Here is a 13,847-nt window from a genome sequence, read left to right as displayed (position 1 = left end):
TGGTTTATTCTTCATCACATTCCTCATCTTCGTCATCTTCTTCGTCATAAGAAGTGTAGAGCCAATTGTCCCAGCTGAACAGTTCGAGCAGCGTATCGAAGCGGTCTTGGTCGGTGGTGCCGATAAATACGCCGTTTGCGTTGCCGTTTTCGTTAAAACAAAGCAGGATGATTTCGTGAAAGCCGTCAGTGTAAAAGCGTTGGTTTTTTTGGCGAAGTTCTATGATTTCGGTGCGGTTTTGTTGAATAAACTGTACGGCTTGGGCATCTGTCGATTCTTCGTCCATGATGTTGGCGCAATAGCGCAGACCGCCCATAGCGGCATTGGTGCAAGCTAATTCCAGCAGTAGGGCGCGGGTGTCGGGCAGGTGCGGCTGCCATTCGTAGCTGTCGGTTTTATCGGTGTAAAAGCCGATATGGACGGGCGGGTTGTCTTGCGCCAAATCGGCTTTGGCAATGCCGCACAGAAACACGCCTTGGTATTCCTCTATCAACACTAGATAATCGCCGTCAAAATCCATCTTTTCCAATGGCAACAATCGGTTAAACGACTGATTGACTGCCTCGCTGCCGCCCAGTGTGAGCAGATATTCGCGCAAGATGGCGGGGAAGCGGATGCCTAGGCGTTGCTCGGCAGCGGTGATTTCGGCTTCGGGCAGACCGCAGGGGAGGTGGTCGAGGTGATAGAGGGTGGCGATATTTTGCAGATAATTCATGGAGTAATCAGGGGCAGGGGTCGTCTGAAAAACACGCTATTATAAAGGATTAACTTGGTGCTGAACGTCCTTTCAGACGACCCCTTCCTACATTTTCAGCTAAAATACGCGTCATTAAAGGACAAAGCCATGATGACGCCCGAAACCCAGAAACAGCTCAAAATCACCGACGTTTCCGCCAAGAAGCTCGACAAACTCAACCTCCATACCGCATGGGATTTGGTTTTGCATCTGCCGCTGCGTTACGAGGACGAGACGCACATCATGCCGATTAAGGACGCGCCTATCGGCGTGCCGTGTCAGGTTGAGGGCGAGGTCATCCATCAGGAAGTCACGTTCAAACCTCGCAAGCAGCTGATTGTCGAAATCGCCGACGATTCCGGCAGCGTCCTTTTTCTGCGTTTCATCCACTTTTATGCCAGTAATCAGAAACAGATGGCGGTCGGCAAACGCATCCGCGCCGTGGGCGAAATCAAACACGGGTTTCACGGCGACGAGATGATTCATCCCAAAATCCGCGATGCCGAGGGCAGCGGTTTGGCGGAAAGCCTCACGCCCGTCTATCCGACCGTAAACGGCTTGAACCAGCCCACTTTGCGCCGCATCATTCAGACGGCGTTGGACGTTACGCCGCTGCATGACACCTTGCCCGATGCCTTATTGGGTCGTCTGAAACTGCCGCACCTCGCCGAAAGCCTGCGTCTTTTGCATTCGCCGCCGCCGAGCTTCACCATCCACCAGCTTTCCGATGGCGCGCTTCCTGCATGGCAGCGGCTCAAATTCGACGAACTTTTGGCGCAACAGTTGTCCATGCGGCTGGCGCGACAGAAGCGCGTCAGCGGCACGGCGGCGGCATTGGGCGGCGACGGCACGTTGACCCAAGCCCTGCGCCACGCCTTGCCGTTTGCCCTGACCGATGCCCAAGAAAGAGTCGTATCCGAAATCCGCCGCGACATGGCGCAAACCCATCCTATGCACCGCCTGCTGCAAGGCGATGTCGGCAGCGGCAAAACCATCGTCGCCGCCTTGTCCGCGCTGACCACCATCGAATCGGGCGCGCAGGCGGCTGTGATGGCACCGACCGAAATCCTTGCCGAACAGCATTTCATCAAGTTCAAGCAATGGCTCGAACCTTTAGGACTCGAAGTCGTCTGGCTTTCCGGCAGCCAGCGCAAAAAAGCCAAAGACGAAGCCAAAGCCAAACTCGCTGACGGTACCGTCAAAATCGCCGTCGGTACGCACGCCCTGTTTTCAGACGACGTCGAGTTTCAAAATCTGGGCTTGGTGATTGTGGACGAACAACACCGCTTCGGCGTCGCCCAACGTCTCGCCCTCAAAAACAAAGGGCGCGACGTCCACCAGCTGATGATGTCCGCCACCCCTATCCCGCGCACGCTCGCCATGAGTTTCTTCGCCGACTTGGATGTGTCCATCATCGACGAATTGCCGCCCGGGCGCACCCCGATTAAAACCCGTCTCGTCAACAACGTCCGCCGCGCCGAAGTCGAAGGCTTCGTTCTCAACATCTGCCGCAAAGGGCAGCAGGCATACTGGGTCTGCCCGCTGATTGAAGAAAGCGAAACCCTGCAACTGCAAACCGCCACCGAAACCCTCGAGCAGCTTCAGGCAGCCTTGCCCGAACTCAACATCGGCTTGGTACACGGACGCATGAAAGCCGCCGAAAAAGCCGAAGTCATGGCTCAGTTTGCCGCAGGTCGTCTGAACGTCTTGGTCGCCACCACCGTCATCGAAGTCGGCGTAGATGTGCCCAACGCCGCCCTGATGGTGATCGAACACGCCGAGCGCATGGGCTTGGCGCAGCTGCACCAATTACGTGGACGGGTAGGGCGCGGCGCGGCAGAAAGCGTGTGTGTTCTTCTATTTGCCGAACCCTTGAGCGAACTCGCCAAAGCGCGGCTGAAAGTCATCTACGAACACACCGACGGCTTCGAAATCGCCCGCCAAGACCTCAACATCCGCGGTCCCGGCGAATTTCTCGGCGCGCGCCAAAGCGGCGTCCCCATGCTGCGCTTCGCCAACCTCGAAGAAGACCTGCATCTCTTGGAACAAGCGCGCGAAATCGCCCCGATGTTGATTGAACAAAACCCCGAAATCGTCGAAGCGCATCTGGCAAGATGGCTTGCTAGCAGGGAAGGGTATTTGGGGGTGTGAGGTCGTCTGAGGTCGTCTGAAAAGGCTTCGCCTGCGGATAATGGACAAGGGGCGCATGATTGCGCCCCTTGTCGTGTGTTTTGTGTTTGAAGAAAAGAGTGATGGTGTGCTGGGTTTGAAGCTGTTAGAGCGTTCCCGATATGTCCGGACTATTAGGAGACTTGGGTGGCAAAAGGGATAATAATCCCGACAAGCATGCACCCTGCCCCTATCATCAAGCCGAGCATAGACAGCGCGAAAACGATTACGGAAACATACGGACGGACTTGAAGAGAAAACTTGCTGTAATCAACCGGTCCCAGCGTAGCTGTAATCAAATTATTGACGACACCTTTGGGCTCTCTTTTGTTGTTTATCGAAAGAACATATGTTCCTTCTTCTGCTTGAAAACAAAATAATACGTTTCGGGTTGTCCCAAAGCCGTTCACTTCAAGTGAGAGACATCCTGATTGAGGGATATGTTTGCCTGTTTTTTGATTGATGATGCTTAAACTGAGCGCGCCCAGTGTTACTCTTATAAACTGTTTGTCCATAAGCCATACACTATATTTCCCTTTTTTTGTCAGCGTAAATGTCCCCTCTTGTTGGGTACAGGGCATCTCATAGACTATTTCGGTGCTGACATACCGGAGCATGTGTTTCAGGCTGATGATGAATAAGGTGAATCCTATCGGTATCAATAAAAGCAGTAAGAATTTCATGTTTTTTATCCATGATTTTTTCGGGAAAAGTATATTGCCTCTATTCAAGCCTTGATTTTTATAGTGGATTAAATTTAAACCAGTACGGCGTTGCCTCGCCTTGCAATACTATTTGTACTGTCTTCGGCTTCGTCGCCTTGTCCTGATTTAAATTTAATCCACTATATATCCTTCACGCCTGAGAGACATTTAAATATGATTATATTATAAAATTCCCTGACCGATTCTTTGTCTTGGGGCTGTCGGCAGCCCCCTAGTGTTGTCCAACATATAAAAAGGTCGTCTGAAATCTTTTTCAGACGACCTTTTAGACTTTATGGACAACCGGCTTTATTTCGTGCCGTAATTAGGTTGCAACAGGGCGCAGGGTTGGCGTTCCCTGCGGCTGCGGCGGCTTCGTCCGGCGATGGTGCCGCAGGCGGCGCCGGGATCGGTTTTGTCCGCTTTGGGGGATTTGTCGCCGCGGTCGTTACGCTCGTTACGTTCATTGCGTTCGCTGCGGTTGTTCCGTTCGGAGCGGTTTCTGTCGCTGCTGCGGCTGCGGGTCGGTGCGGGTTGGGTGTCTGCGGCGGCATCGCCGTCGGCGTCTGCGCCCCACCAGTTTGGCTCGAAACCTTCGATGCGTTCGACAGCCAAGTCGTTGCCGGTCAGCTCTTTGATGGCTTCAAACATTTTTTGCTCGGTTTTGTCCATCAGGGAAATGGCAACGCCGTCCGCGCCTGCCCGTCCGGTGCGTCCGATGCGGTGGACGTAGTCTTCGGGCTGGGTCGGCAGCTCGTAGTTGATAACGAAGGGCAGCTCGGCGATGTCCAGTCCGCGTGCGGCGACGTCGGTGGCAACGAGGACGCGCAGGCTGCCTTCTTTGAAGGCGTTGAGGGTTTCGAGGCGGCTTTGCTGGGATTTGTCGCCGTGGATGGATTGGGCGGCGAGGTTGCGGCGCACGAGGTCGCGGGTCACTTGGTCGACGCTTTGTTTGGTTTTGCAGAACACGATGACTTGGTTCATCTGCAAATCGACAATCAGCCGCTCTAGGAGGTTACGTTTTTTAAGCGCGTCAACGGCGATGATGTGTTGCTCGACATTGGCGCTGGTGGTGTTTTGCGCGGCGACTTCGACGATTTCGGGCGCGTTCATGAAGTCTTTGGCGAGTTTGCGGATGGGCGGTGCAAAGGTTGCGGAAAAGAGCAGGGTTTGGCGTTGTTTGGGCAGCATCTGCATGATTTTGCGGATGTCGTCGATGAAGCCCATGTCCAGCATACGGTCGGCTTCGTCGAGAACGACGATTTCGACTTTGTTGAGGTTGATGTTTTTTTGTTTGACGTGGTCAAGCAGCCTGCCGACGGTGGCGACGACGATTTCGCAGCCAGCGCGCAGGTCGGCGGTTTGTTTGTCCATGTTGACGCCTCCGAAGAGGACGGTATGGCGCAGCGGCAGGTTTTTGATATAGCCCTGCACGTTTTGGTCGATTTGGTCGGCGAGTTCGCGCGTCGGGGTCAACACCAGCATACGCACGGGGTGCATCGCGGGCGATGTGCTGGCGGTGGCGTAGCGTTTGAGGCGTTCTAGACTGGGCAGCATAAAGGCGGCGGTTTTGCCCGTGCCGGTTTGGGCGGCGGCGAGCAAGTCGTGGCCGGCGAGTGCTTTGGGAATAGCGGCGGCTTGGATGGGCGTCGGGTTTTCGTAACCTTGTTCGGTCAGTGCGGAAACGAGTTCGCTGCCCAGCCCGAGTGAGGCAAATGGATTCATGGCGGTATCTTTCTGTCCAGACAAGATGCGGCATGCCGCGAGGGGTCGTCTGAAACGGGAGGATGTTTTGATGATGTTTTTTATAGGATGCCGCCGGCAAAGTGTGTGGCCGGGGTACGGCAAACCGCAGAAATGGGATGTGGTTTCTGCGGTATGGAAAGGTAAGCGCGATTATGCCATAAAACCCCTGCGCCGCCTAACGGCAGGCGGGCGGAGCATAGTTGTTTGGCTGCGTTACCGAGTCGGTAAGGGAATTTTTTACATTGCCATGCCGGCGGTGTTTATGTTTCTTAAATTTTTGAAACCGCTTATCATTTTCTGACGGCATTTACTGTCATAGTTCAAACTTATCGAAACCTTTCATATGTAAATGAAACTAAATCGTACTAATGGGACTCTGTTTTGGGACAGACGCAAATTTGCGCTGTAAACCATCAATCACAATAGGAATATACGACATGAAAACTTTATTGATCGCCGTTGCCGCTGCAAGCCTGATGCTGGGTGCCTGCTCTAGCAGCAAAACTTCTGAAGAAGCTAAAACTCCTAGCGTTAGCGTTGAAGAAGCAATTGCTCAATGTCAACAAGCTTCCGGTGCCAACCAAGACCGCGCCGTGTTCGATGCATGTATGAAAGACAAAGGCTACCAACGCAGCGCCGCTGAAGGTGGTGCCGCTACTTCTGCACCTGCCGCACAATAAGCACAGCTAGGAATTATTGATGTATTACCCGATCTGTTCGGGGTCATACATCAACAATTTCTCGCCATGCTTGCCCCGCCTGATTGCATTCACTCCCGGAAGGTAAGGCGGGGATAAACGCAAAGGTCGTCTGAAACCTGATTTTGGGTTTCAGACGACCTTTGCGTTTGTTTTATTTGGCGGATTCGGTTATTACAAGGCGCGGTCAAAATACAGCGGCACGCCCGATGCTTCGCTCATCCGCAGCAGGTAATCCATAATCTTTTGCGGCCACTCGATACCACGCACGACGGTCAGGTTGCGCAATATCGGGAACACCAACACGTCTTCCATACCGACTTCACCGTTTAAGCCCGTGCCGTCTTCGGTCATCAGCGTTTCCAGTTCCGCTAAATCCTCGTGCAGCCGTTCCACATACTGACCGGTTTTGTCCAAATTGGTGGCAAAGCTGCCGATGTTTTTCTCTTTTTTGTCCGTGAAATATTTCACCGCTTCCAGCGTTTCAAATTCGGGCAAACCGATTTTCACGACGCGCGGATGGACGAGTTTGGTGTTGTAGCCGCCCACTTTGTCCAACCATGCCTGGATTTCGGGGCGGGTTTCATCTTTCAGACGACCCTCGCGGTCAAGATAGCGGACAACGTCCAAACTCTCGCCCATAAACGAACCGTCTTCTTTTTGCAGGATAGGCACTTGTTTTGCGCCAATCATGCCGATGGGCGTCGCCTCGTCGTCATTTGCCAGCACGACTTCTTCAACGTCCGCGCCAAACAGCCCCTCCGCCATCCGCGCACGCACGCAAAACGGGCAATGGTCGTAAATATACAGCTTCATCGGATACTCCTTTTCATGTTCATCAAACGGACGAACCATATCATTTCAGGTCGTCTGAAACAACCCGCTTACAGACGTTATAGTGGATTAACTTTAAATCAGGACAAGGCGACGAAGCTGCAGACAGTACAGATAGTACGGTAAGGCGAGGCAACGCCGTACTGGTTTAAAGTTAATCCACTATATCCCGCAAAACAGCCCGCAAATCCCTTTGGCAACCTGTTACAATAAACCTGTTTTTATCGAAACGAAAAGACACCATCATGACCATCACCAGCCCGATTCAAGACACGCAAAGCGCGACTCCGCAAGAATTGCGCGAATGGTTCGACAGCTACTGCGCCGCGCTGCCGGACAACGATAAAAACCTCATCGGCACCGCATGGTCGCTGGCGCAGGAACACTATCCCGCCGATGCCGTTACGCCGTATGGCGAGCCGCTGCTCGACCATTTCCTTGGCGCGGCGCAGATGGTCAATGAACTCGACCTGCTCCCCGATGCCGTCGCCGCGACGCTGCTTGCCGACATCGGGCGCTACGTCCCCGACTGGAATCTATTGGTTTCCGAACGCTGCAACAGCACCGTCACAGAGCTGGTCAAAGGTGTGGACGAAGTGCAGAAGCTTACACACTTCGCCCGTGTGGACAGCCTCGCCACTTCCGAAGAGCGCGCGCAGCAAGCCGAAACCATGCGTAAAATGCTGCTGGCGATGGTAACTGACATCCGCGTCGTGTTAATCAAACTCGCCATGCGCACCCGCACCATGCAGTTTCTCAGCAATATCCCCGACAGCCCTGAAAAACGCGCCGTCGCCAAAGAAACCCTCGACATCTTCGCCCCGCTCGCCAACCGTCTAGGCGTGTGGCAGCTCAAATGGCAGCTCGAAGACCTCGGCTTCCGCCATCAAGAACCCGAAAAATACCGCGAAATCGCGCTGCTTTTGGACGAAAAACGCACCGAACGCCTCGAATACATCGAAAACTTTCTCAACATTCTGCGCGGCGAACTCAAAAAATACAACGTCCACTTTGAAGTCGCCGGCCGTCCGAAACACATCTACTCCATTTACAAAAAAATGGTGAAGAAAAAACTCAGCTTCGACGGGCTGTTTGACATCCGCGCCGTGCGGATTTTGGTCGATACCGTCCCCGAGTGTTACACCACGCTGGGTATCGTCCACAGCCTTTGGCAGCCCATCCCCGGCGAGTTCGACGACTACATCGCCAACCCTAAAGGCAACGGCTATAAAAGTTTGCACACCGTTATCGTCGGCCCCGAAGACAAAGGTGTGGAAGTGCAAATCCGCACCTTCGATATGCACCAATTCAACGAATTCGGTGTCGCCGCGCACTGGCGTTATAAAGAGGGTGGTAAAGGCGATTCCGCCTACGAACAGAAAATTGCCTGGTTGCGCCAACTCTTGGACTGGCGCGAGAACATGGCGGAAAGCGGCAAGGAAGACCTCGCCGCCGCCTTCAAAACCGAACTTTTCAACGACACGATTTATGTCCTGACCCCGCACGGCAAAGTCCTCTCCCTGCCTACGGGCGCGACCCCCATCGACTTCGCCTACGCTCTGCACAGCAGCATCGGCGACCGCTGCCGTGGCGCGAAAGTCGAAGGGCAAATCGTGCCGCTGTCCACCCCGCTCGAAAATGGACAGCGCGTCGAAATCATTACCGCCAAAGAAGGGCATCCTTCCGTCAACTGGCTCTACGAAGGCTGGGTCAAATCCAGCAAGGCAATCAGCAAAATCCGCGCCTACATCCGCCAGCAAAACGCCGACACCGTGCGCGAAGAAGGCCGCGTCCAACTCGACAAGCAGCTTGCCAAACTCACGCCCAAACCCAACCTGCAAGAGCTTGCCGAAAACCTCGGCTACAAAAAACTCGACGACCTCTACACTGCCGTCGGACAAGGCGAAATTTCCAACCGCGCCATCCAGAAAGCCTGCGGCACGCTGAACGAACCGCCGCCCGTGCCCGTCAGCGAAACCACCATCGTCAAACAGTCCAAAATCAAAAAAGGCGGCAAAACCGGCGTCCTCATCGATGGCGAAGACGGCTTGATGACCACGCTGGCCAAATGCTGCAAACCCGCGCCGCCCGACGATATTGTCGGCTTCGTTACCCGCGAGCGCGGCATTTCGGTACACCGCAAAACCTGCCCCTCTTTCCAACACCTCGCCGAACAAGCGCCTGAAAAAGTGTTGGACGCAAGCTGGGCGGCGTTGCAGGAAGGGCAAGTGTTCGCCGTCGATGTCGAAATCCGCGCCCAAGACCGCTCGGGACTTTTGCGCGACGTATCCGACGCGCTCGCCCGCCACAAACTCAACGTTACCGCCGTGCAAACCCAGTCCCGCGACTTGGAAGCCAGCATGAGGTTCACGCTCGAAGTCAAACAAGTCAACGACCTCCCGCGCGTCCTCGCCAGCCTCGGCGACGTCAAAGGCGTGTTGAGCGTCACGCGCTTGTAAGGGGGAGCAAAAGGTCGTCTGAAAAACGGATTTCGGTTTTTTCAGACGACCTTTTTGTCTGTATCGTCAATCGATATCGGAAGTATCTGTTCAGTTATTTCTGCCTGCGCGGAAATAACGGCAATTTGAGTAGCTTTGATAAATCTTTATCTGCTTCCCAAGAACAGCCACACCTTCAAATCAAAGGTCGTCTGCAAACTGCAATATGCGGTTTTCAGACGACCTTTTGTGTTGCCCTGTTCAAAGCAAGGCTAAACCTGATTCGGGCAGGGTTTAATGATCGACGGTAATGCCTTTGCTTTCTTGCTGTTTCTGTTCGTCCAGTTTCTTTTGCAGCGTGTCGCACGGGGTGTCACAGTCGCAGACTTTTTTCATGCCCAGCGAGGAAATGCCGCCGCAACTGCCTTTGATGGTGCGCTTGGAAAAAATATAGCCGACCGCCATGCCGAGGATGACAAGGAGGAAGAGGCCGAAGGTGAGGAGTAGGGTTTTCATGATGGTGTTCCTGTGGGATGGATATGAGTGTGCGGGTATTAATGGAGTAGTTTTTTAAACGCGCCGGACATTTCGGTATGGTAGCCGTTTTGGTCGCGGATAATCAGGAAAACGGCGAGGTTTTGCTGTTCAGCGAGTTTGAGGGCTTCGGTTTCGCCGAGTACGAAAAGTCCGGTGGACAGACCGTCGGCGGTGGTGGCGTTATCGGCGACGACGCTGATGGAGGCGAGGCGGTGCGACAGCGGACGGCGGGTTTTGGGGTCGATGATGTGGGACAGCCGCCTGCCTTGCGGGTCAACGTGAAAAATGCGGTAGTCGCCGGAGGTGGCGAGAGAGCGGTTGTCGAGTGGGATAACGATTTGGGTGTTGCCGCCTTGGACGATGTTGGGCTGTTCGATGCCGATGCGCCAAGGTTCGCCTTGGGCGTTGCGACCCTTGCCGTGTAACTCGCCGCCTATTTCAACAAGGTAGTTGTTGATGCCGAGTTTTTCAAGTTCGCCTGCCACTTTGTCCACGCCGAATCCTTTGGCGATGGAGGAAAGGTCGAGATAGGTTTCGGGCTGGGTTTTGGCGAGCGTGGCTTGTTTGCCGTCTTGCGTCAGGATGATTTTGTCGGTGCCGGTTTGGGCGGCGGCTTTGTCGATTTCGGCTTGGGTGGGTTCGCGGGTGATTTCTTTGTTCGGTCCGAAGCCCCAAAGGTTGACGAGCGGGCCGACGGTTACGTCAAGTGCGCCTTGTGTGAGGCGGTTGAGGCGTAAGGCTTCGGCGGTAACGGCGGCGAAATCGGCGGAAACGGGCATGTGCTTGCGGGTTTCGCGCATTTGGTTGAAGCGGCTGATTTCGGAGTCTGCGCGGTAGGTGGACATTTGGCGGTTGACTTCTTCGAGCGCGCCGTCAATCTGCTTTTTCACGGCTTCGGGTGCGGGCGGGTTGGGGAGGTCGTCTGAAAGGTATTTGACGGTATAGGTCGTCCCCATCGTTTCGCCCTGAAGCACGGTTTGTTCGGATGTTTTCTTGCCGCACGCACCCAAGGGTAGGGTAAGGACGAGGGTGGCGGCAAGGGCGGGAATGGCAGAGGGTAGGTGCATGATAGGGTGTTCGGGTGTTTTCAGACGACGTATTGTAACGTAAAACGCAAAGGCGCGCGGCTTGCGGGGGAAGGGCTTTTCTGCTAACATCCGCGCTGCATTAAGAGTTGGGAATTCCATGCCAACCTGCTTTTCAGACGGAAAGGTAAGGTGGACGGCTGTAAAGCCGATGTGGTCCGAGAGGGCAATTCAAATCCCCCCGCTTGATGCGGGAATTTTTTTGCCCGTATGTTCTGTACGGGCAGGATTCCGAACCGCTTTATCCAAGTAGGAATATTTATCATTTGGATGGAGCGCAGGTGGAAATTTTGTTATGATTTCCGTTGTGGGATATATATTGAAACAACAGGTCGTCTGAAAGCCGACGGCTTGTTTTTGAAGGAAAATATTGAAATGAGCGAATATCTGTTTACTTCCGAATCGGTTTCCGAAGGCCATCCGGACAAAGTAGCCGACCAAGTGTCCGATGCGATTTTGGATGCGGTTTTGGCGCAAGACCCCAAAGCGCGCGTCGCGGCGGAAACTCTGGTAAACACCGGTTTGTGCGTGTTGGCAGGCGAAATCACCACCACCGCCCATGTGGACTACATCAAGGTCGCACGCGAAACCATCAAACGCATCGGCTACAACTCGTCCGAGCTGGGATTTGACGCCAACGGCTGCGCGGTCGGCGTGTACTACGACCAGCAATCCCCCGACATCGCCCAAGGCGTGAACGAAGGCGAAGGCATAGACCTGAACCAAGGCGCGGGCGACCAAGGCTTGATGTTCGGCTACGCCTGCGACGAAACCCCGACCCTGATGCCGTTTGCCATCTATTACAGCCACCGCCTGATGCAGCGTCAAAGCGAATTGCGCAAAGACGGCCGCCTGCCTTGGCTGCGTCCCGACGCAAAAGCGCAGCTGACCGTGGTTTACGACAGCGAAACCGGCAAAGTAAAACGCATCGACACCGTCGTCCTGTCCACCCAGCACGACCCTGCCATCAGCCATGAAGAACTGAGCAAAGCCGTGATTGAGCAGATTATCAAGCCCGTTCTGCCGCCCGAAATGCTGACTGCCGAAACCAAATACCTGATCAACCCGACCGGTCGCTTCGTCATCGGCGGCCCGCAAGGCGACTGCGGTCTGACCGGTCGCAAAATCATCGTCGATACCTACGGCGGCGCAGCTCCGCACGGCGGCGGCGCGTTCTCTGGCAAAGACCCGTCTAAAGTGGACCGTTCCGCCGCTTACGCCTGCCGTTATGTCGCGAAAAACATCGTCGCTGCAGGCTTGGCAACCCAATGTCAGATTCAGGTTTCCTACGCCATCGGCGTTGCCGAACCGACCTCGATTTCCATCGACACTTTCGGTACAGGCAAAATCAGTGAAGAAAAACTGATTGCTTTAGTTCGCGAACATTTCGACCTGCGCCCCAAAGGCATCGTCCAAATGCTCGACCTCTTGCGCCCGATTTACAGCAAATCCGCCGCCTACGGCCATTTCGGGCGCGAAGAGCCCGAATTTACTTGGGAGCGAACTGACAAAGCAGCCGCATTGAAAGCAGCCGCAGGCGTATAAAACAACTATCGAGGTCGTCTGAAAAGGAGTTTCAGACGACCTTTTTTCGTCCGTTCAAAAACTTTTTGGCAAACGACGTATCATACGTTTGTTTTACACAAGAACAGTGTGGCGCTGTTTGACATTGCCGCGCTGTTCTTTGTTCGTCCACTAATAAAATAAAACTGAAGGAATACACCATGAAAAAATGGCTGCTGGCTGTTTTGCCCGCCACCGCGCTTGCCGCACCGACTCAAGGCTTTTATTAAAATTACCAAGACTGGGACATTGCTTGCGACAATACCGGCACCTGCCGTCTCGCCGGATATCAGGCGGAAGAGACAGAAACGCCGGTTTCCATCTTGTTTACCCGACAAGCAGGGGCGAATGCTGCCGTTGTTGGTGAAGTTTCACTGCTGCCGTTTAACGACGATGAGCGTCAACTCGCCCGCGTGGCAGCCCGCAGCGAATTGATGCTGGACGGCAAATCACTGGGCAAATTGGCGTTGAACAAAAAAGGCAAAGGCAAATTGACCGGCGCGCAAACCAACGCCTTGCTCGAAGCGTTGAAAAAAGAAAGCAAAATCAGCATCCGCGCGGGAAAATATGAATGGCACTTGTCCGACAAAGGCGCGGCGGCGGCAATGTTGAAAGCGGACGAATTCCAAGGTCGTCTGAATACGCCTTCCGCGCTGATTCGTAAAGGCGACAGCAGTCAGGCAGTCCTCAGCCCGCAGCCCAAACCCGTCATCCGCGCCGTTGCCGTGCCGAAAAAAGCGGGCGATATACTGGAACAAGACACACCGCGCCACAGCGCCGTCATGAAGCTCTTGAGCGACAGCAACCGCGTTTCCGAAGGCGACGATAATTACTGTCGTGCCCTGCACAATAAAGAGCAAATGCATTGGAACCGCAGCCTGTATGTCCATCCGCTCAACGATCGTCAGGTTTTGATTTCGGCAATCTGTATCGGCGGCGCGTATCAAACCAGCGGCTACTATGCCATTGCCGATAAAGAGTTGACCAAAATCGAACAAGTGCTGCCGCCGATGATATATGGCGGACACGGCGGTTTCGATGAGAAAACAGCCACCCTCAGCGGCAGCTTCAAAGGCCGCGGCATAGGCGACTGTTGGACAAGCAATACGGCGGTATGGGACGGCAAGAGCTTCGTCCGCAGCGGCGAACACACTACCGGCTCATGCAAAGGCTTTACCGGCGGCGCGTGGGTGATGCCGATTTTTGATACCCGTGTCGAGCGTTAAAACACGCTGAATATCGATGCCATACGGCAAAAACCGTTTTAAAAATGCCCGCAAGATTGAGCCATTTTGCGGGCATTTGCTATAGTGGATTAACTTTAAATCAGGACAAGG

General features: G+C 54.3%; 10 protein-coding genes, 2 pseudogenes and 1 riboswitch. Of the genes and pseudogenes, 6 read left to right on the top strand and 6 right to left on the bottom strand.

Annotated elements, in window-relative coordinates:
- Positions 1-4: 4 nt before the first annotated feature.
- Complete coding sequence (locus tag HMPREF2572_RS04675) at positions 5-715, bottom strand: SMI1/KNR4 family protein (protein ID WP_070496451.1); 711 nt, start codon at positions 713-715, stop codon at positions 5-7.
- Positions 716-844: 129 nt separating this feature from the next.
- Here HMPREF2572_RS04675 and recG point away from each other — a divergent pair, with 129 nt between their 5' ends.
- Positions 845-2,887 carry an ATP-dependent DNA helicase RecG gene (gene recG / locus HMPREF2572_RS04670; RefSeq protein WP_148132288.1) on the top strand — a complete coding sequence of 681 codons (2,043 nt, stop codon included), beginning with the start codon at positions 845-847 and terminating at the stop codon, positions 2,885-2,887.
- A gap of 152 nt (positions 2,888-3,039) precedes the next feature.
- Here recG and HMPREF2572_RS04665 read toward each other — a convergent pair whose 3' ends face one another.
- Positions 3,040-3,588, bottom strand: coding sequence for a hypothetical protein (locus HMPREF2572_RS04665; protein ID WP_070496450.1), 549 nt, complete (start codon positions 3,586-3,588; stop codon positions 3,040-3,042).
- 330 nt (positions 3,589-3,918) lie between these two features.
- Positions 3,919-5,334: a DEAD/DEAH box helicase gene (locus HMPREF2572_RS04660; RefSeq protein WP_070496449.1), complete on the bottom strand. Its 1,416-nt coding sequence runs from the start codon at positions 5,332-5,334 to the stop codon at positions 3,919-3,921.
- Between the two features lie 458 nt (positions 5,335-5,792).
- Here HMPREF2572_RS04660 and HMPREF2572_RS04650 point away from each other — a divergent pair, with 458 nt between their 5' ends.
- Entirely contained in the window at positions 5,793-6,035 is a 243-nt protein-coding gene (locus HMPREF2572_RS04650; protein ID WP_070496447.1) for a hypothetical protein, read from the top strand.
- A gap of 192 nt (positions 6,036-6,227) precedes the next feature.
- Here the strand turns inward: HMPREF2572_RS04650 and HMPREF2572_RS04645 are convergent, their stop codons facing one another.
- Positions 6,228-6,869, bottom strand: coding sequence for a GrxB family glutaredoxin (locus HMPREF2572_RS04645; protein ID WP_070496446.1), 642 nt, complete (start codon positions 6,867-6,869; stop codon positions 6,228-6,230).
- A gap of 75 nt (positions 6,870-6,944) precedes the next feature.
- Between HMPREF2572_RS04645 and HMPREF2572_RS14775 the strand changes: the two are divergent.
- A pseudogene (locus tag HMPREF2572_RS14775) lies at positions 6,945-7,010 on the top strand (transposase); the annotation flags it as partial.
- A 122-nt stretch (positions 7,011-7,132) separates the two neighbouring features.
- Positions 7,133-9,346 (top strand): RelA/SpoT family protein, encoded by a 2,214-nt coding sequence (locus HMPREF2572_RS04640; RefSeq protein WP_070496445.1) that lies wholly within the window; start codon positions 7,133-7,135, stop codon positions 9,344-9,346.
- A gap of 273 nt (positions 9,347-9,619) precedes the next feature.
- Here HMPREF2572_RS04640 and nqrM read toward each other — a convergent pair whose 3' ends face one another.
- Together nqrM and HMPREF2572_RS04630 are read right to left on the bottom strand one after the other, a co-directional pair.
- A complete protein-coding gene (gene nqrM, locus HMPREF2572_RS04635; RefSeq protein WP_003757168.1) occupies positions 9,620-9,841 on the bottom strand; it encodes a (Na+)-NQR maturation NqrM in 222 nt (73 codons plus the stop codon).
- A gap of 38 nt (positions 9,842-9,879) precedes the next feature.
- Complete coding sequence (locus HMPREF2572_RS04630; RefSeq protein WP_070496469.1) at positions 9,880-10,929, bottom strand: FAD:protein FMN transferase; 1,050 nt, start codon at positions 10,927-10,929, stop codon at positions 9,880-9,882.
- A gap of 92 nt (positions 10,930-11,021) precedes the next feature.
- Positions 11,022-11,131: riboswitch (SAM-I-IV-variant riboswitch) on the top strand.
- A gap of 191 nt (positions 11,132-11,322) precedes the next feature.
- On the opposite strand from HMPREF2572_RS04630, the gene metK reads away from it, so the two are divergent.
- On the top strand, positions 11,323-12,492 hold the full coding sequence (metK, locus tag HMPREF2572_RS04625) for a methionine adenosyltransferase (RefSeq protein WP_039856373.1): 1,170 nt from the start codon (positions 11,323-11,325) through the stop codon (positions 12,490-12,492).
- 263 nt (positions 12,493-12,755) lie between these two features.
- Positions 12,756-13,736, top strand: a pseudogene (locus HMPREF2572_RS04620) (DUF1176 domain-containing protein); the annotation flags it as partial.
- Positions 13,737-13,847: the final 111 nt, after the last annotated feature.

Source organism: Neisseria sp. HMSC064E01 (assembly GCF_001808875.1).
Taxonomy (GTDB): domain Bacteria; phylum Pseudomonadota; class Gammaproteobacteria; order Burkholderiales; family Neisseriaceae; genus Neisseria; species Neisseria sicca_A.
This window is presented reverse-complemented; position numbering and strand designations above follow the sequence as displayed.

Bases quoted from the DNA above. Each gene is read 5' to 3' on its own strand.
- HMPREF2572_RS04675 (WP_070496451.1), bottom strand. From the start codon at position 715: ATGAATTATCTGCAAAATATCGCCACCCTCTATCACCTCGACCACCTC.
- recG (WP_148132288.1), top strand. From the start codon at position 845: ATGATGACGCCCGAAACCCAGAAACAGCTCAAAATCACCGACGTTTCC.
- HMPREF2572_RS04665 (WP_070496450.1), bottom strand. From the start codon at position 3,588: ATGAAATTCTTACTGCTTTTATTGATACCGATAGGATTCACCTTATTC.
- HMPREF2572_RS04660 (WP_070496449.1), bottom strand. From the start codon at position 5,334: ATGAATCCATTTGCCTCACTCGGGCTGGGCAGCGAACTCGTTTCCGCA.
- HMPREF2572_RS04650 (WP_070496447.1), top strand. From the start codon at position 5,793: ATGAAAACTTTATTGATCGCCGTTGCCGCTGCAAGCCTGATGCTGGGT.
- HMPREF2572_RS04645 (WP_070496446.1), bottom strand. From the start codon at position 6,869: ATGAAGCTGTATATTTACGACCATTGCCCGTTTTGCGTGCGTGCGCGG.
- HMPREF2572_RS04640 (WP_070496445.1), top strand. From the start codon at position 7,133: ATGACCATCACCAGCCCGATTCAAGACACGCAAAGCGCGACTCCGCAA.
- nqrM (WP_003757168.1), bottom strand. From the start codon at position 9,841: ATGAAAACCCTACTCCTCACCTTCGGCCTCTTCCTCCTTGTCATCCTC.
- HMPREF2572_RS04630 (WP_070496469.1), bottom strand. From the start codon at position 10,929: ATGCACCTACCCTCTGCCATTCCCGCCCTTGCCGCCACCCTCGTCCTT.
- metK (WP_039856373.1), top strand. From the start codon at position 11,323: ATGAGCGAATATCTGTTTACTTCCGAATCGGTTTCCGAAGGCCATCCG.